This is a genomic window from Stenotrophomonas sp. 2694 (assembly GCF_040548715.1).
GTDB classification, from domain to species: Bacteria; Pseudomonadota; Gammaproteobacteria; order Xanthomonadales; family Xanthomonadaceae; genus Stenotrophomonas; species Stenotrophomonas indicatrix.
This window is the reverse complement of the sequence record NZ_JBEPSG010000018.1, coordinates 1-23,290: the sequence shown is the minus strand read 5'-3', so window position 1 is coordinate 23,290 and position 23,290 is coordinate 1. Positions and strand designations below refer to the sequence as shown.

Here is a 23,290-nt window from a genome sequence, read left to right as displayed (position 1 = left end):
TGGCGAGCCAATGCCAAGCCAGCCCGCCAGCCCAGTCCTGCAATCGGCGATGCAGCTACGCGGTGCGCGCCAGGGCCAGCCTCAACAACCGTGCATTGAGCCGTTCGCCGAAGTCCTTGGGCGACTGCAGTTCCATCCGCTGCAGATACACCGCGTCACCATCACCTGCAGGCTGCCACAGCGCGTCCCACACGGTACGCAGCTTGCTGCCGCGCGTCTGTGTATTGGCCTTCAGCCAGCCCAGTGCCTTCACCAGTACCTGTTCGATCTCGGTGAAGTCGCTGCCCAACGGGTAATCGGGCAGGGTGCCATCGTTGCGGAACGGCGCCAGCGCCGCCGCCAGTGCCTGGGGTGTATTGCGCTGCAGCCGCTGCGCATCAGGTTGCGCCGTGGCGGCCAGCTTGCGTGCCGAAAAGGCCTGCTGGAGCAGGGCGCCCTGGAACGGTGCTTCGGTGATGGCCGTCATCGCGTGCACGCAGTCGTCGTCGGTCAGGCCACGCACGTCGGCGATGCCGTACTCGTTGAGATAGATGTCACGCAGGTGGCGCGGAATGGTCGTGTGCCCGTAGTTCCAGCGCACGTTGGATTCGCGCTGGCCGCGGTCATCACGGGCAGCGCGGAACATCAGCACACTGCGCGCTTCCGGCAGGGCGTGCCCCATCGCCACGAAGTTGTACTGGCCGCCCACGCCGGAGACCACACGGCCATCCTCCAGCGCGTCGGATACCGCCGCGCCCAGCGCGGTGGCCATCATGCAGGAATTGAAGAAGCGGGCGTGACGGCGCTGCAGGCGCTCCAGCGTTTCGTTGCCACCGTACAGTTGGTTGATCTCGCTGATGCGGCGCATGCCGATCGCCCGGCATTCGTCCTCGGGCAGGGTACGCAGCCATTCGTAGAATTCGGATGAGCCCAGGTAGAACGCGCCGTGCAGGTATTCGCCCTCGGCCTCCAACGTGGCATGGTCGATGGACAGCGTGCTGCCGTTCTCGATGCGCTGCATCAGTGCCAGATCGTCATGCACCTTGCGCTTGATCACACCGGTCTGCACCAGCCGGCGGAAGCCCTCGTTGAGCATTTCGCTGCAGCCGTACAGGCCGATCTCGAACGGGTCCAGTCCGCCGATCTCCTGTACCAGCGGATGGCTGGCCAGTTGCGGATCCAGCGCGTTCAACACGCGGCGGTAGCGTGCGTTGTCGGTGTGGCGCAGTACCAATGCGTGGCTGAGTGCATCGGCCAGGGTGCCGATGCCGATCTGCAGGGTGCCCCCGTCGCGCACCAGGGTGCTGGCATACAGGCCGATGGCGTAGTCGGCGTCGGCCACCGGTTGCCGTGGCAGGCCGAACAACGCCGGATACGGCGCTGGCGGGGTGATGACCAGATCGAAGAAGGACACGTCGACCGTGGCCGTGCCGCCCAGATAGGGCAGCTGCGGATCGATCTCGGCGACCAGCAGCGGGCGTGGCAGGCCGCGTGCGGTCATCGCGTCCAGCGTGTCCTGGGTGATGTCGTTGTTGCAGGACAGCGAAAGGCGTCGGTCGTCCGGGCGCATCGCCACTTTCTGCACGATCACCTGCGGCGCGCGCTGCGCTACCGCGTCGGCAGCGTGGGTGTAGTTGAGGCTGGTGTAGCTGGATTGCGCCTGTCGCGAACCGAGCAGGGCACCGGACTGCATGTAGAACTCTTCCACCTGCACGTGTGCCGGCAGCGCGTCGCGGGCGATTGCATCGGCGTAGGCCAGGCGCGGGAAGTCTTCACCGAAATGGCGGGCCGCGAACGGCGCCAGGAAACGCGCTTCCAGGCCGTTGCCCTTTGCCTGCGGCGGGTTCAGTGACAGCGCGGTATACAGCTGCAGCGGCCGCGACGGGTCCTGTTCGACGCGCGCATACAGGGCGTTGAGCAGGCGGTGTGGTTTACCCAGCGCCAGCGGCGCACCGATCCGCAGCGGCCCATCCACGCGCGCAAACAGCCAGTCAACGGCGGCGTCGAGGTCGGTGAGGTGTTCGGTCATCCGGGGCGGTCCTGCTTGGGGGAGTGCTGGCATTACAGCATGTCGGGCTTGAACCGCCGTCGACGCGAGACTTCGGCACCGGACACCATGAACTGCCCATCGCCCCGGTAATGCACCGTGCGCGGCAGCTTTGGGCGAGGCGCAACATGGGCGCGCACGATTTCCCAGATGAACAGGTTGCTCGATTCGACCTGGCTGTCGTCATGCAGGCGGCACTCGAAGCTGGAATGGCACTGGCCCACCAGCGGTGCCCCCACCTCCCGCGCAGGCATCGCATCCAGGCCGAACAGTTCGAACTTGTCCACGTCACGGCCGCTGCAGTTGCCGATATCGACCACCGTGTCCAGCAGCTCCACGCCCGGGATGTTGATCACGCATTCGCCGCTGCTGCGGGCCAGGCTGAAGCTATGGTTCTCGTTCCACAGGTAGGTGGCCACCAGCGAGGGCGAGAAGCCCATCACCATGTGCCAGCCCATCGTCATCAGGTTGCGCTGGCCTTGCCAGGCGGTGCTGACCAGCACGATGGGGCCGGGTTCGAGGAAGCGCCGGGCCTGCTCGACCGGGAAGTCACGTTTGCGCAAGGGCTTCATGCCGGTACCTGCGGTGGAGGCCCCCCATGCTGGCGCAGGCGTGATGAATTACCGGTCGAGGGGTTGACAGTCGATTCGATTACGCGCGTAATCGAATCGTCGATTACGGATGTAAACCATGATCCCGATCAGCGAAGCCGAAGCCGTTGTGATGGAGGTGCTGTGGCAGCAGGCACCGCGTAGCGCCGACGAGGTGGTGGCCGCACTGGCGCACCGCGACTGGGCTGAGCCGACCATCAAGACCCTGCTCAACCGCCTGCTGACCAAGGGCGCGATCGCCGCCGAGCGCGATGGCCGGCGCTACCTGTACCGGCCGCTGCTGCAGCGCCAGGCCTGGGTGGAGGCGCAGAGCCAGGACTTCATCGGCCGTGTCTTCGAAGGGCGCGTGGCACCGCTGGTCGCGCACTTCAGCGAACGCGGCCAGCTCAGCGCACAGGACATCGCCGAACTGAAGAAGCTGATCCAGGAGCTGGGTGATGAATGAGCTGCTCGATGGTCTGTGGCAGGCCAGCTTGTGGTTGGCGGTGGGCGTGGTCCTGCTGGCGGTGACGCGGCCGTTGCTGGTGCGATTGGGCGGCGCCGGGCTGGCCTACCGTAGCTGGTGGCTGTTGCCCCTGATGTTGGCCACGCTGTTGATTCCCCTGCCACAGGTCGCGCTGTTGCAGCATGTGCCGACCTTGCCGCTGAAGGTCGTGCCGGAAGCCGTGGACAGCCTGCCAACGGCGTCGCTGCAATGGCCTTTGGTGCTGTTGCTGGTGTGGACGCTGGGCACAGGCGCCTGCCTGCTGCGCGACCTGCGTGCACAGCGTCGCTTCGAGCGGAACCTGGGCGCGCTGCGGCCACGCACCGATGGCAGCTGGCAGGCCAGTGGCGATCCTGGGCTGCCGGCGCTGGTGGGCCTGTGGCGGCCGCGCATCGTGGTCGGCCCCGATTTCGACCAGCAGTTCACTGCACAGGAGCAGGCGCTGATCCTGCAGCACGAGCACAGCCATCGTCGCAATGGCGATCACTGGGCCAACGGCGTACTGCTGCTGATGCGCGCGGTGTTCTGGTTCCATCCGCTGCTGCCATGGGCCGCACGCCGTTTCCTGCGTGACCAGGAACTGGCCTGCGACGCCCGCACCATTGCCCCGCAGCCTGCGCTGCGCGGCCTCTACGCCAGCACGCTGCTGAAGGCGCAGCTGGTCCACCCGGTTGCGCCGGCGGTATGCCACTGGCGCAGCCAACCCGTGTTGAAGGAGCGTATCGCCATGTTGAAGCAGTCCAAGCGGAAGGCATTGCCGTGGGTGTCGGGGCAGGTGCTGGTGGTCGGGTTGTGCCTGGGCGTGGGGGCGGTGGCGTGGGCCAGCCAGAGTGGAGCAATGGCGGCCGGCCCAACCGTGGCCGTCATGGATCGCGAGATCCGGGTCGACAAGATGCCACCACCGAGCTACCCGAAGAGTGCGTTCGAGCAGAGCCAGACAGGCGTGGTGGTGCTCCGCGTCGACGTCGATGCGCAGGGCGCGGTCAGCGATGTGCGTGTAGTGAGTGCCACCAATCCGGGCGTGTTCGAAGCGGTATCGATTGCAGCAGCGCGAAGCTGGACCTATCGCCCGGCGCTGAAGAACGGCAAGCCGGTGGCGGGCGCAGTACGCATTCCGATCACCTTCGCCATGGATGAGAGCGACGACGTGACGGAGACCGCCAGGTGATGCGCATCGCGCTGCTGTTGGCAGTGGGGATGCTGGCAGGCTGCGCCACCCAGGAACGGTTGACCACCGTCGATACCCGCAATGAGAGTGTCGGCCATCAGCGCCTGCATGCGGAAGGGAAAGGCGGCAGCGGCCAGGTGCAGGCGTACACGCTGGGAGCGACCGAAGGCTATCGGATGCCGCAGCTGTATGCGGCGCCGGATCCGCAGATCGGTGATCGTGACCCGCGCACCGAGCTGGCGCCGACCACGATCTGCCTGCAGGTGGTGATCGATGCCGAAGGCGCTGTCGAGCGAAGCCTGGCGCTGGTCGACCGCAGCGAATGCGCGGCAGGCGCGGCGAGCGAGAATGCGCCGCTGTTGCAGGCTGCGCAGGAGGCGGTGGCGATGTGGAAGTATTCGCCCGCCGCGGTCTGCCACTTCGCCCCCGGCAAGGTGCCGAGCGACCGTGGCGACTGCCAAGGCGCCGAGCGCGTCGAACCGGTGCCGGTGAGCCTGCTGTATGCCTTCACCTTCGAGATCGTGAAGGGCCAGCATGTGGTGCACACGCAGGGCAAATGACGCGGTGTCATTGCTGGCGCGATGAGGCGATCGTGCGGGCCCTACGCGCCGCCCTGGATGTTGGCCTTCACCGCCGGCTGCATCAGCTGCGGTTCTGCCAGCGTCGCATCACGCGCCTGGCGCACGCTGACGAACTCCGCCTCGGCCACGCCTTCATGCACGTGGATATTGTGCGCGCGCTGTTCACCAATGGTGGTTTCGTTGGCGAAATCGCGTCCGCCCGGGCCGTAGTCGTGGCAGACGAATACGCGGGTGGCATCGGGCAGGGCCAACAGGCGCTGGATTGAGCGGTACAGCTGCGCAGCATCGCCGCCGGGGAAATCGCAGCGTGCGGTGCCGCCATCGGGCATGAACAACGAATCGCCGGTGAACAGCGCATCGTCGATCAGATAGGCGATGCTGTCGCTGGTGTGGCCGGGTACGGCGATGATGCGCCCCTGCAGTTCACCCAGTGCGAAGGTCTCGCCATCAGCGAACAGGTGATCGAAGACGGCATGTTCCTCGGGCAGCTGCAGGCCATAGCGCGGTGCAAACGTGGCCTGCACCGCACGGATGCCTTCGCCGATGGCCAGCGTCGCACGCGGGAACCGTTGCTTGAGCCGACGTCCTGCCGACACGTGGTCGGCATGGGCGTGGGTTTCCAGCAGCCAGCGCACGTGCAGCTGCTGTTGCGCGATGGCATCGAGCATCGCGCGCACCGGCGATTCGCTGCTGGCGTCGGTATCCGGGTCGTAATCCAGTACCGGGTCGATCAGCGCGGCCTCGCTGCTGGCCGGGTCGCTGACCAGGTAGCTGAAGGTGTTGCTGTCACGGTGGAAGAACGATTGCACCTGGACCGACATCGGGCACTCCTCAGCGTGTGGCGAGCACGCGGTTCAGCAACTGCGCCAGGTTTTCACCGGCCAGTCGCAGCTGCGCTTCGGCCACCGGCCGGTAGCGCGTGGTGTAGTCGTCGCCGATCTTACGCGAGGCAGGGTAAACGCCAGGTTGCACCGAAATGCGGCAGCTGGCTTCAGCCCAGCTGACCGGATCGCGCTGCGGGTTGGACTGGCGTGCCAGCTTCGGCGCCGGCAGTGCGCGCAGCACCGGCAGGTAACCGGCATCGTCGACCTTGCGGGTATTGAGCATGCCGCTGTCCCACAGCGAGTGCAGGTTGGTACCGCGGTTGCCGAACTGCAGCTGGAAATCGTTGCCGCCCTTGTCGTGGCCGTAGCCGGCGTGCATCGGCTGGTGGATGTCACCGACCAGATGCACGACGAATTTCAGCGCCTGCAGGCGCTCGCCATCGGTCAGGCTGCGGTCGCCGAGGATCGCGCTCTGCGCCTTCAGCGCTTCGACGATGCAGTTGCCGCTCTTGCAGTGCTTCGGCGCCTCGTAGTGGCAGCCATCTTCGGCGATGTTGACGTAGTGCCAACCGGCCGAGCGACGGCCCAGGCCCGGGTCCTTGGCGCGCAGCTGGTCGGCCCAGGGCGCGATGCTGGCAAGGGTGGCGCCGGGTTCGGTGGCCAGCAGGCGGTCGACTTCAGCGCGCGTGGTCGGGTTGAGGCGGCTGTCGGCGACTTCGGCGACCAGGCGGTGGCCTTGCGCGCCCCAGGCATGGGCGGGTGCGGACAGGGTCAGCAGGGCCGGCGCGAGGGCGGCGGCGAGGAACAGGGAGTGCAGTGCTTTCATCCGCTCATTCTAGCCAGCGGGGGAGAAGGGTGGTTGATGGAAAGCGGCGCGTTCATTGTCGTCGGGGTGTGTGCGGCCGGGGCAGGCAGTGCGGGACACGCCGTAAACCCATCCATGGGGGCTCGATGGCGCCATCCATGGCGCCAACGGTCCCGCGCTACCTGCCCCGACCGCACACCTCCAACATGGCCGCGGTGGCGGATGCAAACGTCAGAAGCAGAATCAGAGTCAAATGCAGGATCGCATCCGGCCGATGGCAACTGGGTCATGCGGGTGCCGGCTGCTGCTTGCGCCTGCGCGCGCGGAAAAATGGAAGGGGTGGGGCAAGTGGGTTGCTCAGGACCGTTCGCCGCATGGATGCGGCGATCGAGCCTACATGGACGTATTTACGGCGTGTCCTGAGCAACTCACTTGCCCCACCCAAACGCAGATCCGCGCTCTGCACCAACAAAAAAGCCCCGGCACACACATACCGGGGCAACATGCTGCGAGGGTTTTGCCTGTAGCGGGGGAGCGGGGGCGCAGCCCCCGCCATCAACCGCTTAGAACTTGAAGACGTAGGACGCGCCGTAGACCAGCGGATCGATGTTGACCGTGCCGATCTTCTCGCCATCCAGCTTCACCTTGCTGTCGATGTCGATCCAGCGCATGTCCACGCGCAGGGCGCCCTTCTCGCCAATCGCAAAGTCGATGCCCGCATGCGCGGCCAGGCCCCACGAATCCTGCAGCTTCAGCTTGCTGCCCGCCAGCGCACCGGTGGTGTCTTCGCTGAAGAAGGTCGTGTAGTTCAGGCCGGCGCCCACGAACGGCGACACCTTGCCCTTGCTGTTGAAGTGGTACTGCAGGGTAACCACCGGCGGCAGCTGCTTGGTGCTGCCCACGCGGCCCAGGCCGTTGATGTTGATGTCGTGCTTGAACGGCAGCGCCGCCAGTACTTCGATGCCCAGGTTGTCGGCGATGAAGTACTCACCGGTGATGGTCGGCTTGACGTCGTTGTCGACGTCGACCTTCAGCGTGCCGCCGGCCAGCCAGCCGTTGTTCGACTTCGGGGCGACCTGGTGCACACCAGCGGAAAGGGTCCAGTCGCCCTTGGACTGGGCCATGGCCGGGGCAGCGGCCAACGACAGGGCGGCGGCCAGGCTGGCCACGATCAGGGGGGAGGTCTTGCGCATGGGGGGGATCTCGTTGCTGGGTGGATGTGGCCAGTCTCGGCCTCACGCCGCGCTAACGCTTTGATCCGGATCAAATCCTGTCCGGCCCCCGTCCCGGCGGCGGGCTTGGCCGGCGGTGGTCAAGGCCGGCCTGCTAGACTTGTGGGCCCTATCCACCCCGCCGCACCTGTCGCGGCTGCAGGAGCTTGAGAACATGGCAATCAAGGTTGGTATCAACGGTTTCGGTCGCATCGGGCGTAACGTCCTGCGCTCGGCGGTGCTGAACTTCGGCGACGACATCGAAATCGTGGCCATCAACGATCTGCTGGAGCCGGATTACCTGGCCTACATGCTCAAGTACGACTCCGTGCACGGCCGTTTCAAGGCCGACGTAGCCGTCGATGGCAAGGATCTGCTGGTCAACGGCAAGAAGATCCGCCTGACCCAGGAACGCGATCCGTCCAACCTGAAGTGGGACGAAGTCGGCGTTGACGTCGTGCTCGAAGCCACCGGCCTGTTCCTGGACAAGGTCAGTGCGCAGAAGCACATCGATGCCGGCGCCAAGAAGGTCATCCTGTCGGCACCGTCGAAGGACGATACGCCGATGTTCGTGTTCGGCGTGAACGACAAGACCTACGCTGGCCAGGCGATCATCTCCAACGCCTCGTGCACCACCAACTGCCTGGCGCCGCTGGCCAAGGTCATCAATGACAAGTGGGGCATCAAGCGCGGCCTGATGACCACCGTGCATGCGGCCACCGCCACGCAGAAGACCGTCGATGGCCCGTCCAACAAGGACTGGCGCGGCGGCCGCGGCATCCTGGAGAACATCATTCCGTCCTCCACCGGTGCCGCCAAGGCCGTCGGCGTTGTCATCCCGGAACTGAACAAGAAGCTGACCGGCATGAGCTTCCGCGTGCCGACCTCGGACGTGTCGGTGGTCGACCTGACGGTCGAGCTGGAAAAGGAAGCCACCTATGCCGAGATCTGCGCCGAAGTGAAGGCACAGAGCGAAGGCGCGCTGAAGGGCATCCTGGGCTACACCGAAGACAAGGTGGTGGCCACCGATTTCCGCGGTGAAACCCACACCTCGGTGTTCGACGCCGACGCCGGCATCGCGCTGGACGGCACCTTCGTCAAGCTCGTGTCGTGGTACGACAACGAGTGGGGCTATTCCAACAAGTGCCTGGAAATGGCCAAGGTCGTCGCAGCCAAGTAAGGCCTGCGAAGATCGTCGCGCGAACCCCGGCCTGGCCGGGGTTCGTCGTTTAAGGGGCCCGGCCTGACGTAGCATGGGCCCGTCGACCGCCGCCATCGTGGCGCGGGATCGCATTGGAAGGCGAGGAATGGAAGCACTCTTGGTCCTGGCAGTACTGGTCCTGCTGGCGATACCGCTGCTGCTGGTGGTGGCGCTGGTGATGATTGCCGGCCTGCGCCGGCGGGTCGCCGCGCTGGAAGCCGCACAGAGCGTGCAGGTCGCGCCCAACCCGGCAGGGACCGTAGACCGTGCGCCCTCGGCCGTGGCCGAGCCGCCGCGCGCGCCTGCGGCAACACGTGAACCCAGCAGCGAGCCCTCGTTCCTGCGGCCCACGGCGGCCACGGCCCCGCCGCCGGTTGCCGCCCGCGAGGAGCTGCCGCCGCCGGCCCAACCGGCGCGTCCGTCGCCGCCACCGCCATTGCCACCTGAGCCCACATTGCCACCCTTGCCAGCGGAACCGGCCCTGCCGAACCTGGTCGAGCGCGCGATCGGTGCGGTCAAACACTGGTTCACCCAGGGCAATGTGCCGGTGAAGATCGGCATGCTGGTGCTGTTGGCCGGCGTTGCTGCGCTGCTCAAGTACGTCAGCGACCAGGGCTGGCTGGTGGTGCCGGTCGAGTTGCGGCTGGCGGGCATCACCGTCGGTGCGCTGGGCCTGCTGGCCTTCGGCTGGCACCAGCGCGAGCGCCGGCGGATGTTCGCGCTGGCCCTGCAGGGGGGCGCCATCGGCGTACTGCTGCTGACCATCTTCGCTGCCTTCAAGCGTTTCGATCTGCTCGCGCCCGGCTTCGCTTTTGCCAGCTCGATCGCGCTGGTGGCGGGGCTGTGCGTGCTGGCGGTCGTGCAGAACTCGAGGACGTTGGCAGTGCTGGGCATCCTGGCCGGCTTCATGGCGCCGCTGTGGCTGTCCACCGGCAGTGGCAACCACGTCGGCCTGTTCAGCTACTACGCAGTGCTCAACGCGGGCATTTTCGCCATTGCCTGGTATCGCCCGTGGCGTGTGCTGAACCTGCTGGGTTTCGCGTTCACCTTCGGCATCGGCACCTTCTGGGGCGTGCTGCAGTACGACGCGGCCAAGTTCGCCAGTACCGAACCGTTCCTGCTGCTGTTCTTCGTCTTCTATCTGCTGATTCCGTTGTTGTATGCGCGCCGGCAGCCGGCCGGGCGTCGCGATCTGGTCGACGGCAGCCTGGTGTTCGGCACGCCGCTGATCGCCTTCTCGTTGCAGGCCGGCATGCTGCACGAACAACCGATGACGCTGGCCCTGTGCGCGCTGGGCCTGGCAGCGATCTATGCGCTGCTGGCACGGGCCCTGATCGCACGCGCGTCGTACACGGTGCTGGCGCAGTCGCATGCAGTACTGGCGGTGGGCTTTGCGACGCTGGCGGTGCCGCTGGCATTGTCGGCGCGGGCCACCGGTGCGGTGTTCGCGCTGGAAGGTGCCGGCCTGGCGTGGCTGGGGTTGCGCCAGAAGCGCTGGTTGCCGCAGGTGACCGGTGCGCTGCTGCAGCTCGCCGCCGCATTCGCATTCGTGGTGGGCGCCGACCATTGGCACCAGGACCAGCGTTTCCTGCTCAACCCGACCGCGATCGGCGCACTGCTGCTGGCCGTGGCGGGTTTCGCGGCGGCGTGGAGCTATCAGCGCAGGCAGCGCCATGACATCGCCCTGGCGTATTACCTGTGGGGCCTGCTGTGGTGGTTGGGCGGTCTGGTGCATGAAATCGGCCGCTTCTTCCAGCATTCGGCGCAGGCCGACGCGGTGTTGGTGCTGGCCGCCGTCACCGCCTGGCTGGCCTCGGAGGTGCAACGCCGCATGCCGGCACGTGCGCTGGGCGTGACCGCGTTGGCGATGCTGGCCGCCGGCTTCCCGCTGGCCCTGCTGCAGAGCGATGCCCACCAGCAGCCCTTTGCCGGCTACGGCGCATTGGCATGGGCAGTGTTCGCCGTGCTCGGCGTGCGCAGCCTGCTGTGCCTGCGCCAGGGCAGCGGCGGCGTGGCCCGTATCGCGCAGTTCCTGTGGTGGCTGCTGTGGCCGTCGCTGCTTTCGCTGCTGGCCCTGTGGGGCGGCGGCGACGCGCGCCTGGCGCAGGGCTGGACCGCGTTGCTGGTCACGCTGCCGTGGCTGCTGCTGGCGGCGCTGTCGCTGTGGCGCTGGAACGTGCTGCGCTGGCCGCTGGGTGCTGCGTTTGATCCGGTGCGCCTGCCGCTGCAGTGCGTGATTTTCGCTGTGCTGGCGCTGGCCTGGTTGTTCGGCCTGACCCTGGCGGGCGACGCCACGCCGTTGCCGTGGTTGCCGCTGCTCAATCCTGCCGAACTGGCACAGTGGGTCAGCCTGCTGCTGATCGCGCGCTGGCTGTATGACCCGCAGGGACCGGCGCAGCTGCAGCGGTTGCGTGTGCCGGTGCTGGCCGTGGCCGGTTTCATCGCGTTGACCAGCACCGTGCTGCATGGCGTGCATCATTGGGGTGGGGTCGCCTGGAATCCGACGATGGCCCGCTTCAGCCTGGCCCAGACCAGCCTGACCGTGTTGTGGAGCGTACTGGGCGTGATCGCCTGGGTGTGGGGCTCGCGTCGCGGCCAGCGTGTGCTGTGGATGGTCGGTGCCGTGTTGATGGCCGTGGTGCTGGCCAAGCTGGTGCTGATCGACCGCCAGCATCTGGGCAACCTGCTGGGAATCGCATCGTTCATCGCCTACGGCCTGCTGTGCACCGTGGTGGGCTACCTGGCGCCCGCGCCGCCGAGCGCGCCGCCAACCGTGGAGGAAAACCAATGAGGAAGTGGAGCCGAGCGTTGCTGCCGGTCTTGTTCGGCGTGGTCGGTGCGGTTGCCGCGCAGGCCACGGACTACCGCGCGCAGTACGCCGAACAGTGGCCGCTGAGCCTGTCCAGCGCGCAGTCCGGTGCCTATCGTGTGGTGCTGGAGCCGGCGATCTACCGCCGCGCGGGCGCCGCGGATCTGGGCGATCTGCAGGTGTTCAACGCTGCCGGCCAGGCATTGCCATCGGCGCTGCTGGCGCCGGACCAGCCGTTGGCGCAGCCGCCGGTGCAGCGCGAACTGCCGTGGTTCGCGCTGCCACCACTGGCCGAGGCCCAGCGCAACGACCTGCAGCTGCTGACCGAGCGCGATACCGACGGCCGTGTGCGCCGGGTCGAGGCCAGGCTTGGTGGTGGTGCGGTGGCGAACGGGCAGGGCGGCTGGTTGATCGATGCCAGCGTGCTCGGCCAGCAGCCGCTGGCAGCGCTGGTGCTGGACTGGGCCGAAAGTGGCCAGCCGCTGCAGGCGCAGGTACAGCTTGACGCCAGCGATGATCTGCAGCGCTGGCAGTCGATCGCCCGTGATGTCCCCCTGGTGGACCTGCAGCGTGCGGGCAAGCGCCTGCTGCAGCGACGCCTGCAGGTCGACAGCAATGTGCGCTACCTGCGGATCCTGCCGCAGGGCGAGGCGCGCCTGCCGGAGCTGCGCAGTGTATTGGCCGAACTGCCGCCGGCACCGGCAACGGTGCCCTGGGAGTGGCTGTCGCTGACACCGACCGCGCAGGGCAAGGGGGAATTCACCTTTGAGCTGGATGGTCGATTCCCGGTGACACGCGCCGACGTGGCCAGCACCGACAACAGCCTGGTGCAGTGGACCCTGTTCAGCCGCGACGACGAAAGCGCCGAATGGCAGCGCCGCAGCGCGCCCTGGATCGCCTATCAGCTGCAGCAGGGGGCACCGGGCCAGCGCCAGCAATCGGCGGCACAGCCGTTGGGCGGCATGTACCGCGACCGTTACTGGAAGCTGGTCGCGAGCCCGGTGGAGACCACCAGCGCCCCGACCCTGCGCCTGGGCTATCAACCGGAGGTGATGGTGTTCCTCAGCCAGGGCGCAGCGCCCTACGCGCTGGCCGTGGGCAGTACGACCGCGCGCCGCGCGGAGGCGCCGATCACGGTGCTGATCGAGGAACTGCGGCAGCGCAATGATCCGTCGTGGCAGCCGACGCTGGCACGCTTGGAGGGCAGTCCGGAGACGCTCGCCGGTGACGCAGCGCTGAAGCCGCAGCACGACTGGAAGGCGTGGTTGCTGTGGGCGTTGCTGGGGCTGGGCGTGCTGGTTGTTGGTGGACTGGCGTTGAGCCTGCTGAAGCAGAAGCCGTCGCCTTCGGCGTAGTTTGCAGCGAACGGCGCAGCCCCTCGTGGGTGGGCAGTCGTTGAGAGCAGAAGCCGTGGTCTGGCCGGGCGGGTGGACTGTGCAGGGGACGCCGCAAGTACGTCCTTGTAGGCTTGGCAGCCGCATCCATGCGGCTGACACCCCTGCCCAGCCCACCCGCCCGGCCTCTGACAATTTCCGTGTGCGTCCACCCACGGAAAAGAAAAAAGAAGAGCAGGAGCCAAAGCGGGTCGCTTCGCTACACGGCCATCGGGGTCGGAGCCTTTTTCCGCAGGAAAAACGGATCCGACCCCTTCTTTTCTTTCTTCATCCGACACCAGAAACCACTTTTGCTTCCGCCGTCCGCTCCGCCTCATGAACCTGTCGAGGCCGGGGTGGTGTGGGGTCGCGGGGGCGTAAGCGCCATGGATGGCGCGCCCGAGCCTCCAGGGATGGATTCACGGCGTCCCCCGCGGGCCCACACCGCCCCGGCCCACCCACATCACCACGAAGCGCCAGCGCTCTGGCCGTTGCTGTTGCCGTGGCTGTTGCCGTTAGCCGTTGGCCTCTGCCTGCCGCAGGCATCGGCACCCGATACAATGACCGTCTGCCGCACGCCGGCATCCCATCTCCAGAGCCAAAGAGTTGCCCATGTCCATCGTCCGCATGACCGACCTCGACCTCTCCGGCAAGCGCGTGCTGATCCGCCAGGATCTGAACGTGCCGATCGAGAATGGCCGCATCACCTCCGAACAGCGCATCACCGCTTCCCTGCCGACGCTCAAGCGCGCGCTGGAGCAGGGCGCGGCGGTGATGGTCACCTCGCACCTGGGCCGCCCCAAGGAAGGCGTGTGGAGCGAAGCCGATTCGCTGGCGCCGGTGGCCGAGCGCCTGTCGGTGCTGCTGGGTCGCGAAGTGCCGCTGGTGCGTGACTGGGTCGACGGCGTCGACGTGCAGCCGGGCCAGCTGGTGCTGCTGGAAAACTGCCGCATGAACGTTGGCGAGGGCAAGGACGATGAAGCCCTGTCGAAGAAGTACGCCGCCCTCTGCGATGTGTTCGTGATGGATGCGTTCGGTACCGCGCACCGCGCGCAGGCATCCACCCATGGCGTGATCCGTTTCGCCCCGGTCGCTGCCGGTGGCCCGCTGCTGATGGCCGAGCTGGATGCACTGGCCAAGGCCCTTGATGCGCCGGCCAAGCCGCTGCTGGCCATCGTCGCCGGCAGCAAGGTCAGCACCAAGCTGGAGCTGCTGGCCAACCTGGTCGGCAAGGTCGATCAGCTGATCGTCGGTGGCGGCATCGCCAATACCTTCATCGCGGCGGCCGGCTACAAGGTCGGCAAGTCGCTGTACGAACCGGACCTGCTGGATACCGCCCGGAAGATCGTGGCCGACGCCAAGGCGCGGGGTGCGGACATCCCGCTGCCGGTGGACGTGGTCACCGCCAAGCAGTTCCTGCCCGACGCGGCTGCCGAAGTGAAGGCCGTCGATGCGGTGGCCGAGGATGACCTGATCCTGGACATCGGCCCGCAGACGGCCGCGCAGTACGCACAGCTGATCGCCAAGGCCGGCACCGTGGTCTGGAACGGCCCGGTCGGCGTGTTCGAGTTCGAAGCCTTCAGCAAGGGCACCGAAGCGCTGGCCCGCGCCATCGCCAGCTCGCCGGCGTTCTCCATCGCCGGTGGTGGCGATACCCTGGCCGCGGTCGACAAGTTCGATATCGCCCAGCAGGTCAGCTACATCTCCACCGGTGGCGGCGCGTTCCTGGAATTCCTGGAAGGCAAGACGCTGCCGGCGGTGGCTGCCCTGGCCGCGCGCGGCGCATGAGCGTCGATCCGCGGGTGGACGGAGAAGAGCGTGCAACGCTCTTCTTCGACATGGACGGCACGCTGATCGATTCCGAAGTGGGCATCACCACCTGCATCGCCTATGCGCTGCAGAAGATGGATCACCCGGTGCCGCCGCAGGAAACGTTGCTGGGCTGGATCGGCCCGTCGCTGCGTACCACGTTCGCGCCGCTGTTCGGTGAGCCCGAGCGGGTGGAGCAGGCCGTGGCCTTCTATCGCGAGCGTTTCGACGTGGAAGGCTGGCGCGAGCATACGATCTACCCGGACATCGAAGCGGTGGTACGCGCGCTGCACGCACGCGGCCATCGCCTTGCGGTGGTCACCGCCAAGAACGAGCCGCATGCCCGCCGCATCGTCGAGCATCTGCCGTTCGGTGGCCTGTTCGAGGACGTGATCGGTTCAACCCCGGATGGCTCGCGCAGCAGCAAGCCGCAGCTGGTGGGCGAGGCGCTGCATCGCCTGCAGCTGGCGCCGGAACGCTGCTGGATGATCGGCGACCGCCGCATGGACATCGAGGGCGCCCGTCACCACGGGCTGCGCAGTGTGGGCGTGCTGTGGGGCTTTGGTGGCGAGCAGGAGCTGACCGAGGCCGGTGCCGGGCAGCTGGCCCGTGATCCGGCGCAGCTGCTGGCCTTGCTCGCCTGAGTTGGACGATGCCGCGCGCCGGGCCTTGCCCGGCGGCGTTTCCGCTGCCATCGACCAGCGTATGTCCGGAACATGTCCATGCGATGTCCCGCAGAGTCAGGCAGCACAAGGCTGTAACCGTATACATGGGACGTGAAGGATGTGCTAATTTCCGTCCTTTAACGGGAGAGGCCCATCCATCATGTTCGAGCGTCAGCGTCGCACCAAGATCCTTGCCACCCTCGGTCCGGCTACCGATCCGCCGGGCGTGCTGGAGGATCTGTTCCGCGCCGGCGTCAACGTGGTGCGCCTCAACTTCAGCCACGGTGACCCGTCCGGCCAGGCCAAGCGTGCCGCCGATGTGCGCGCCGCCGCGCAGCGCGTGGGTGTGGAAGTGGGCATCCTGGCAGACCTGCCGGGCCCGAAGATCCGCATCGAGCGCTTCGCCGAGGGCAAGGTGCATCTCAAGGCCGGTGACCGCTTCGACCTGATCGCCAGCACCGATGCCGGCCCCGGCGATGCCACCCAGGTGGGCGTGAGCTACCTCGGCCTGCCGCAGGACGTGACCGCCGGTGACGTGCTGCTGCTCGACGATGGCCTGATGCAGCTGCAGGTGGTGGAAGTGCAGGGCGAGCGCATCATCAACACCGTGCTCAACGACGGTCCGTTGTCCGATCGCAAGGGCCTGAACAAGCAGGGCGGTGGCCTGTCGCTGGGCGCGCTGACCGAGCGCGACAAGGAACTGATCGGCATCGTCGCCAAGATCGGCGTGGATTTCATCGCCGTATCGTTCTGCCGCAATGCGCAGGACATGAACGATGCGCGCGAGATCGCCGAATCGCACGGCTGCTACGCCGCGCTGGTGTCCAAGATCGAGCGCACCGAGGCCATCGAGAACCTGGAAGAGATCGTCGACGCCAGTGACGTGGTGATGGTGGCGCGTGGCGACCTGGGCGTGGAAATCGGCGATGCCGAACTGCCGGGCCTGCAGAAGAAGATCATCAAGGCCTCGCTGGCGCAGAACAAGGTGGTGATCACCGCCACCCAGATGCTGCAGTCGATGGTCGAAAGCCCGATCCCGACCCGTGCCGAAGTGCTGGACGTGGCCAACTCGGTCATCGACGGTACCGATGCGGTGATGCTGTCGGCCGAAACCGCCGCCGGTGCGTATCCGGTCAAGGCGGTCGAAGCGATGGCGCGCATCTGCCTGGGTGCCGAGCGCCAGTTCCAGACCGAGACCGACTTCGGCGCTTCGCCGCGCAACCTGGAACGTGCCGACCAGGCCATTGCCATGGCCACCATGTTCCTGTCCCAGCACGTGGGCGTGCGCGCGATCGTGGCGATGACCGAATCCGGTGGCACCGCGCGCTACCTGTCGCGATTCCGTGCCTCGGCACCGGTGTTCGCGGTCACCCGCCACGACGGCGCCCGCCGGCAGATGGCGCTGATGCGCGATGTGTTCCCGATCAACTTCGACAGCCGGGGCTTCACCCCGCGCGAAGCCGCACGCGGCAGCATCCGCCTGCTGGTGGAGGGCGGCATGCTGCAGGCCGGCGACCGTGTGGTGTTCACCAGCGGTGAGCACATGGAAACCCACGGCGCGACCAATACCCTGCGCCTGCTGGAAGTGGGCGAAGACGGCCGCGCCAGCGGTCTGGGCGACCTGTAAGAGGTGGCCACATCGGGTCGGAGCCGCGGCGCGGATCCGACCCGGGGTCAGATCCCCGAACGGGGCTCTGACCCGATCCGGCAGGACATTTCCTGTCCCGCACAGACAGTGGAACCGGTTCCATCCGAGCCTCCACGTCGGGGCAACGGATAGCGGGGCTATACTTACGTTTTTCCCGCACCCGCCACAGGAAGTACATGAGCATCGAACAGCTGGCTGAAACCGCCCAGGCCATGGTTGCCCCGGGCAAGGGCATCATCGCGATCGACGAATCCACCGGTACCATCGCCAAGCGCTTTGCCAGCGTCGGCATCGAGAACACCGAAGAGAACCGTCGCGCCTACCGCGAACTGCTGCTGACCACGCCGAAGCTCAACGAGCATATTTCCGGCGCCATCCTGTACGACGAGACCATCCGCCAGTCGACCAAGGACGGCGTGCCGTTCGCCAAGTACATGTCCGACCACGGCATGATCCCGGGCATCAAGGTGGACAAGGGTGCGCACCCGCTGGCCGGCTGCCCGGGCGAGCTGGTCACCGAGGGCCTGGACGGCCTGCGTGAGCGCCTGCAGGAGTACTACAAGCTGGGCGCGCGCTTCGCCAAGTGGCGTGCGGTCATCAACATCGGCGAGAGCATTCCGTCGGGCACCTGCATCGAGTCCAACGCGCATGCGCTGGCCCGCTACGCCGCGCTGTGCCAGGAATGCGGCCTGGTGCCGATGGTCGAGCCGGAAGTGATCATGGACGGCGAGCACGACATCGAGACCTGCTACGAAGTCACCGAAGCCACCCTGCGTTCGCTGTTCGACGCGCTGTACCAGCAGAACGTGCTGCTGGAAGGCACCATCCTGAAGGCTTCGATGGTCATCTCGGGCAAGGGCTGCGACGAGCAGGCCGATGTCGAGGAAGTGGCCGAGTCGACCGTGATGTGCCTGAAGAGCACCGTGCCGGCGATCCTGCCGGGCGTGGTGTTCCTGTCCGGTGGCCAGAGCGATGAGCAGTCCACCGCCCACCTCAACGCCATGAACCAGATGGGCAACCTGCCGTGGCCGCTGAGCTTCTCTTATGGCCGTGCCATGCAGCAGGCGGCACTGAAGCTGTGGGCCAAGGACATGAAGGGCAACTACGCCGCAGCACAGAAGACCGTCTACGAGCGCGCCAAGGAAAACGGCCAGGCCGCGCTGGGCAAGTGGAACGGCTGATCCGCCGTTGCGCAGCATGAACTGAACAAGGCAGCGCCGGCATCACGCCGGCGTTTGCTTTTGCCGGTATCGTTGCCGCCTCCCGCACGCCAGGCCAGTGCGTGGGGCATACATGGAAGGCCAAGGAGAAAAAACATGCGTATCACCGCAATCACGCTGGCCGTTGCCACGGTGCTGGCTGTCGGCGGCTGCAACCGGATGGGCGGCAGCACGGACGTGGGCAAGGCCCCCTCGCTGGAGTTCGACAAGCCGGTCTCCGGCGAAATCACCTCGCGCAGCGGCGTCAATTTCAACGATGGCAGCCACCATCAGCTGTACCAGCTGAAGCTGGAAGACAAGCAACTGGTCGGCATCACGTTGACTGGTGCGCTGCGCGGCTCGATCGCCGTGTTCAACAATGGCGTGCTGGTGGCCAGCAGCAACTCGGGCTACGAGCGCGGCAACGACGTCTCGCTGGCGTTCCGCGCCAACGGCACTGGCAGCTACCAGGTGGCCATCAATGCCGACGGCCCCTCCGCCTTCGGTCCGTACCGCCTGCGCGCCGAGAAACTGGTGCCGTATGACGGCAAGCCGATGGTGGCCGAAGGTGAGATCGCCGACCTGCTGGTCTCCAAGTCGCAGGATTACACCCTGCAGGTGGACAAGGGGGGCATGTACGAAATCCGCCTGGAATCGAAGGCGTTCGATACGGTGCTGAAGCTGGATGGCAACGGCGTCCAGTCGGAGAACGACGATGGCGGTGATGACACCAATTCGCGCATCGGCATGCCGCTGGAACCGGGCAAGTACACCCTGCGCGTGCGCAGCCTGGATGAAGACAGTACCGGCGCTTTCAAACTGACGGCCAAGCGCACCGAGCTGCCGGCCAACATGGTCATGCGTGATGGCACCTCCCTGCCGAACAACGGCAGTGTCTTCGCCATGCTCGATGGCGAAGGCCGCCGCCGCTTCCTGCTGAGCCTGCCGCGTGCGGCCGATGTGCGCCTGGACGCCATTTCCAGCCAGGTGGATACGGTACTGCGCGTGGTCGGCGGCGACGTGGAGCTGGTCAATGACGATGGTGGCAACGGCACCAACGCACGCGTGGAAGAATCGCTGCCTGCCGGCCACTACACCGTGGACGTGTCCAGCCTCAGCGATGAAGCGGGCATGGTGGAAGTACGCGTGCAGATCGACGGCGCCGCTTCGGCCGCTGCATCAGCTGCTGCTACGGCGGCCGCCGACGCTGCCGCTGAAGCGACGGACTGACGCCGCCACGAGGACGCAAACGAAAAGGCCGGGCAATGCCCGGCCTTTTTTTTTTCCACGTCCGTCGTTGTTTCAATGCGCCGGCACGAAGCCGGTATCGCCCAAGGGCGACAGCAGCGAACCGCGCCCGCTGTCGGCGACCTGGCCTGCGGCCGACAGTGCCTGCTGGTAGGCCTTGGCAGTCGCCGTGTTGAACGCCACCAGCACGATCCGCATCGGCTGGGCGTGGCTGCGCTGCCAGGCGAGTGTTTCGGTGACCGCGATCTGTGCGGCCTGGTACAGCGGATAGCCATACACACCGCAGCTGATGGCCGGGAACGCGATCGACTGCAGGTTCAGTGATTCGGCCAGCTGCAGCGACTTCCAGTAGCAGTTCGCCAGCAATGCCGGTTCGTCGCGCTGGCCGTCGTGCCAGACCGGACCGACCGTATGCAGGACGTGCCGTGCCGGAAGCGCATAGGCATCGGTTGCGCGCACTTCACCGGTCGGGCAGCGCACACCGGGGCGCAGCTCCGGCAGACGCTCGCACTCGGCCAGCAGGCCAGGGCCGGCCGCACGATGGATGGCGCCGTCGACACCGCCGCCACCGAGCAGTGATTCATTGGCCGCGTTGACGATCGCATCCACCGCCAGGGCCGTGATGTCGCCCTGCCACACTTCGATCTTCATGCGTCCGTCTCCTGCCTGTAGTTGTTGCGCGCCGTGCCCACGCTGGCTGCACCCGCATCTTGCGGGACAGGGCATCGATGCTGCGTCATGACCGTCTCATGCACTGCGATCCGCGCTGTTCATGCACGATGGCCGGCGGCGCCTTCACGCAGGCTGAAGCGAGCGCCGCACGCGGCAAAACGAAAGTTTTCGGGGTGAATCTCTTATGATTTCTGGGGAAAGCTGTCCGCTTCCGTCGGCAATACCCAGACAGGATCACCCAGATAGCAAACGCCCACCGCGAGGGTGGGCGTCATCCTGCTGTCATCGACAACGCGGCGATCAGGGCAGACCGGCCAACCAGTCGTCGTCCGAACCTTCATTGACGTCGGCGAACAGCGGCGTGGAGAAGTAGCGTTCACCGGTGTCCGGCAACATCGCCAGGATCACCGCGCCCGGTTCGGCGCGATCTGCCACGTCCAGTGCGCTGGCAACCGTGGCACCGGCGGAGATGCCGACGAAGATGCCTTCCTCCGCCGCCAGTCGGCGGGCGGTGGCGATCGCGCGGTCATCTTCCACCGTCACCAGCTCGTCCACCACATTGCGGTTGAGCACATCGGGCACGAAGTCCGGGGTCCAGCCCTGGATCTTGTGCGGCTTCCAGTCATCGCCCTTCAGCAAGGCGGCGCCGGCCGGCTCGGTGGCGATGATGCGGGTGTCCGGGCGGGCGACCTTCAGTACTTCGCCGACGCCGGTCAAGGTGCCGCCGGTTCCCCAGCCACTCACGAAGTAGTCCAGCCGCTTGCCGGCGAAATCACGCAGGATCTCCGCGGCGGTGGTGTTGCGGTGGTAGGCCGGGTTGGCCGGGTTGGCGAACTGGCTGGCCAGGAACCAACCGTGTTCCTCGGCCAGCTCGCGCGCCCTGCGCACCATGCCGCTGCCGCGCTCGGCGGCCGGGGTCAGGATGACCTTCGCACCGTAGGCCCGCATCAGCTTGCGGCGTTCCACCGAGAAGGTCTCGACCATGGTCGCCACGAACTTGTAGCCGCGTGCGGCCGCCACCATCGCCAGGGCGACGCCGGTGTTGCCCGAGGTGGCTTCGACGATGGTGTCGCCCGGCTTGAGCAGGCCACGCTGTTCGGCATCGAGGATGATCGCCAGCGCCAGGCGATCCTTCACCGAGCCGCCCGGATTGAAGGACTCGACCTTGGCGTACAGGGTCACGCCCTGCGGCGCCAGTCGCTGCAGCTTGACGATGGGGGTGTTGCCGATGGTGTCGAGGATGGAGTCGTACAGGGCCATGGGAGCGCTCCAGGAACAGGCCGCGCCGGGCTCGGCGGGCGAAAAGGAAGTGGGCTGGCTGTTCAGGCCAGCGGCTGCCGGCTGACCGTAGCGCCGGCATATGACGCCCGGAAATGACCAGATACCTTTCTTAAACAACCTTTGGTTATAAGCTGGTGACGGCAATTGACCCTAGAGTGGACCTCCGCACCCACATCGCCCGCCTGCCATGACGCTGACCCAGCTGCGCTACCTGGTTGCCATCGCCGACGCCGAGCTGAACATCACGCTCGCCGCCTCGCGCGTGCATGCCACCCAGCCTGGGCTGTCCAAGCAGCTCAAGCAGTTGGAGGACGAACTGGGCTTCCTGCTGTTCGTACGCAAGGGGCGCAGCCTGGAGTCGGTCACTCCGGCTGGCACCGAAGTGATCAGCCGCGCCCGCGCGGTGCTGTCCGAGGCCAACAACATCCGCACCTACGCGGCCAACCAGCGTCGCGAGAGCCAGGGCCAGCTGATCCTGACCACCACCCACACCCAGGCGCGTTTCGTGCTGCCGCCGGCGGTGGCGCGCATCAAGCAGGCCTATCCGCAGGTCAGCGTGCACCTGCAGCAGGCCGGTGAGGCCGATGCGCTGGATCGGCTGAACCAGGGCGATGCCGATATCGCGATCATCAGTACCGCCGGCAGTGAACCCAGCGACGGCATCGCCGTGCCGCTGTTCCGCTGGCGGCGGCTGGTGGTGGTGCCCAAGGGCCATCCGCTGGATCGCGCCGGGCGCGCACCGGACCTGGCGGCATTGTCACGCCAGCCGTTGATCAGCTACGAATCCTCGACCCGGCCCAACTCCTCGTTGCAGCGCGCCTTTGCCGCGCAGAGCCTGGTACCCGATCTGGCGCTGACGGCGCTGGATGCGGACCTGATCAAGACTTATGTGCGTACGGGTCTGGGGGTAGGTCTGCTGGCCGAGATGGCGATCAGCGCCAACGACGAGGATCTGCGGGTATGGCCAGCGCCGGCGCCGATCACCGAGTGCGTCGCCTGGGCGGTGCTGCCGCGCGACCGGGTGCTGCGCGACTACGCGCTGGAGTTGGTGCATGTGCTGGCCCCGCAGATCGATCCGCGCGACCTGCGGCGGGTGCTGGATGGCAACCAGGCCGCGTCTTGGCCGGTGCCGCCGACCTGGGAATCGCTGACCCAGACCATCACGGTGTGAGGTTGGTCGAGCAGGGCTGCGCCCTGCACCTGCTACGACATTCAAGCAACAACAACGGCAACAGCAACGGCAACAGCAACGGCAACAGCAACAGCGGGCATTCCGTGGGATGGCGGGGCGGTGTGGGTAGGCAGGACACGCCGTAAACCCGTCCTTGGGGGCTCGATGGCGCCATCCATGGCGCCAACGGTCCTGCCTACCCCCACCGCCCCGCCTCTGACAGATTCCGATGGCTGTTGGTAGGTGTCGACCTTGGTCGACACGGTAGATCCACGCGATGCGTGGATGAAATCTGTCAGATATCGAAATACATCTGGGGTCAGATCCGTTTCCTTCGGAAAGCGGATCTGACCCCAAGAGCCGTTCCAACAGACCGCAGGAATCTGTCGAAGGCGGGGTGGGTCCGGTTGCGGGGGTGTCCGCGGCATGGATGCCGCGGCCAAGCCTTATCTGATTGGAATCTGGCAACGTAGGTGTCGAGAGCCGGCGTGGGCCGCCGTGTAA

Annotated in this window: 19 protein-coding genes; 12 read left to right on the top strand and 7 right to left on the bottom strand. The window is 66.7% G+C overall.

Translation table 11 applies throughout. From position 1 onward, the window contains the following. Window positions 1–55: 55 nt before the first annotated feature. Window positions 56–2,008 (bottom strand): acetyl-CoA hydrolase/transferase C-terminal domain-containing protein, encoded by a 1,953-nt coding sequence (locus ABIA73_RS16945; protein WP_088101027.1) that lies wholly within the window; start codon window positions 2,006–2,008, stop codon window positions 56–58. Between the two features lie 32 nt (window positions 2,009–2,040). Then, window positions 2,041–2,598 (bottom strand): flavin reductase family protein, encoded by a 558-nt coding sequence (locus tag ABIA73_RS16940; protein ID WP_301867463.1) that lies wholly within the window; start codon window positions 2,596–2,598, stop codon window positions 2,041–2,043. A 118-nt stretch (window positions 2,599–2,716) separates the two neighbouring features. Between ABIA73_RS16940 and ABIA73_RS16935 the strand changes: the two genes are divergently transcribed. Genes ABIA73_RS16935 through ABIA73_RS16925 form a run of 3 tightly spaced genes read left to right on the top strand, consistent with a single transcriptional unit; the run spans window position 2,717 to window position 4,849 of the window. After that, the gene (locus tag ABIA73_RS16935; protein WP_301867464.1) at window positions 2,717–3,082 is read left to right on the top strand and encodes a BlaI/MecI/CopY family transcriptional regulator; all 366 of its coding nucleotides are present in this window, start codon (window positions 2,717–2,719) and stop codon (window positions 3,080–3,082) included. Then, window positions 3,075–4,289, top strand: coding sequence for a M56 family metallopeptidase (locus ABIA73_RS16930; RefSeq protein ID WP_301867465.1), 1,215 nt, complete (start codon window positions 3,075–3,077; stop codon window positions 4,287–4,289). Before ABIA73_RS16935 ends, ABIA73_RS16930 begins: the two co-directional genes overlap by 8 nt. Continuing rightward, window positions 4,289–4,849: a hypothetical protein gene (locus tag ABIA73_RS16925; RefSeq protein ID WP_033831872.1), complete on the top strand. Its 561-nt coding sequence runs from the start codon at window positions 4,289–4,291 to the stop codon at window positions 4,847–4,849. The genes ABIA73_RS16930 and ABIA73_RS16925 overlap by 1 nt, the downstream gene beginning before the upstream one ends. Before the next feature lie 41 nt (window positions 4,850–4,890). Here ABIA73_RS16925 and ABIA73_RS16920 read toward each other — a convergent pair whose 3' ends face one another. The 3 genes from ABIA73_RS16920 to ABIA73_RS16910 all read right to left on the bottom strand — a co-directional run bounded on the left by ABIA73_RS16920 (window position 4,891) and on the right by ABIA73_RS16910 (window position 7,692). Next, window positions 4,891–5,691: an MBL fold metallo-hydrolase gene (locus tag ABIA73_RS16920; RefSeq protein ID WP_154881003.1), complete on the bottom strand. Its 801-nt coding sequence runs from the start codon at window positions 5,689–5,691 to the stop codon at window positions 4,891–4,893. 10 nt (window positions 5,692–5,701) lie between these two features. After that, window positions 5,702–6,520, bottom strand: a complete 819-nt coding sequence (locus tag ABIA73_RS16915; RefSeq protein ID WP_032977182.1) for a S1/P1 nuclease — start codon at window positions 6,518–6,520, stop codon at window positions 5,702–5,704. A 542-nt stretch (window positions 6,521–7,062) separates the two neighbouring features. Next, complete coding sequence (locus ABIA73_RS16910) at window positions 7,063–7,692, bottom strand: OmpW/AlkL family protein (protein ID WP_025874251.1); 630 nt, start codon at window positions 7,690–7,692, stop codon at window positions 7,063–7,065. Between the two features lie 193 nt (window positions 7,693–7,885). Between ABIA73_RS16910 and gap the strand changes: the two genes are divergently transcribed. The 8 genes from gap to ABIA73_RS16870 all read left to right on the top strand — a co-directional run bounded on the left by gap (window position 7,886) and on the right by ABIA73_RS16870 (window position 19,644). Beyond that, the gene (gene gap / locus ABIA73_RS16905) at window positions 7,886–8,890 is read left to right on the top strand and encodes a type I glyceraldehyde-3-phosphate dehydrogenase (RefSeq protein WP_025874252.1); all 1,005 of its coding nucleotides are present in this window, start codon (window positions 7,886–7,888) and stop codon (window positions 8,888–8,890) included. A 127-nt stretch (window positions 8,891–9,017) separates the two neighbouring features. Further along, entirely contained in the window at window positions 9,018–11,702 is a 2,685-nt protein-coding gene (locus tag ABIA73_RS16900) for a DUF2339 domain-containing protein (protein ID WP_354276056.1), read from the top strand. Beyond that, window positions 11,699–13,075 (top strand): DUF3999 domain-containing protein, encoded by a 1,377-nt coding sequence (locus ABIA73_RS16895; protein WP_140227842.1) that lies wholly within the window; start codon window positions 11,699–11,701, stop codon window positions 13,073–13,075. Before ABIA73_RS16900 ends, ABIA73_RS16895 begins: the two co-directional genes overlap by 4 nt. Window positions 13,076–13,705: 630 nt before the next feature. After that, window positions 13,706–14,881: a phosphoglycerate kinase gene (locus ABIA73_RS16890; RefSeq protein WP_025874255.1), complete on the top strand. Its 1,176-nt coding sequence runs from the start codon at window positions 13,706–13,708 to the stop codon at window positions 14,879–14,881. Continuing rightward, entirely contained in the window at window positions 14,878–15,546 is a 669-nt protein-coding gene (locus ABIA73_RS16885; protein WP_051501629.1) for an HAD hydrolase-like protein, read from the top strand. The genes ABIA73_RS16890 and ABIA73_RS16885 overlap by 4 nt, the downstream gene beginning before the upstream one ends. Before the next feature lie 181 nt (window positions 15,547–15,727). After that, window positions 15,728–17,194 carry a pyruvate kinase gene (gene pyk, locus ABIA73_RS16880; protein WP_032975201.1) on the top strand — a complete coding sequence of 489 codons (1,467 nt, stop codon included), beginning with the start codon at window positions 15,728–15,730 and terminating at the stop codon, window positions 17,192–17,194. Window positions 17,195–17,391: 197 nt separating this feature from the next. Next, on the top strand, window positions 17,392–18,396 hold the full coding sequence (locus ABIA73_RS16875) for a class I fructose-bisphosphate aldolase (RefSeq protein ID WP_025874258.1): 1,005 nt from the start codon (window positions 17,392–17,394) through the stop codon (window positions 18,394–18,396). Between the two features lie 135 nt (window positions 18,397–18,531). Beyond that, window positions 18,532–19,644, top strand: a complete 1,113-nt coding sequence (locus ABIA73_RS16870; RefSeq protein WP_033831869.1) for a hypothetical protein — start codon at window positions 18,532–18,534, stop codon at window positions 19,642–19,644. Window positions 19,645–19,716: 72 nt separating this feature from the next. Here the strand turns inward: ABIA73_RS16870 and ABIA73_RS16865 are convergent, their stop codons facing one another. Together ABIA73_RS16865 and cysK are read right to left on the bottom strand one after the other, a co-directional pair. Further along, window positions 19,717–20,313, bottom strand: coding sequence for an O-acetyl-ADP-ribose deacetylase (locus ABIA73_RS16865; protein ID WP_025874259.1), 597 nt, complete (start codon window positions 20,311–20,313; stop codon window positions 19,717–19,719). 321 nt (window positions 20,314–20,634) lie between these two features. Further along, window positions 20,635–21,594, bottom strand: coding sequence for a cysteine synthase A (cysK, locus tag ABIA73_RS16860; RefSeq protein ID WP_032975199.1), 960 nt, complete (start codon window positions 21,592–21,594; stop codon window positions 20,635–20,637). 208 nt (window positions 21,595–21,802) lie between these two features. Between cysK and ABIA73_RS16855 the strand changes: the two genes are divergently transcribed. Further along, window positions 21,803–22,786, top strand: a complete 984-nt coding sequence (locus ABIA73_RS16855) for a LysR family transcriptional regulator (RefSeq protein WP_025874261.1) — start codon at window positions 21,803–21,805, stop codon at window positions 22,784–22,786. Window positions 22,787–23,290 lie beyond the last annotated feature (504 nt).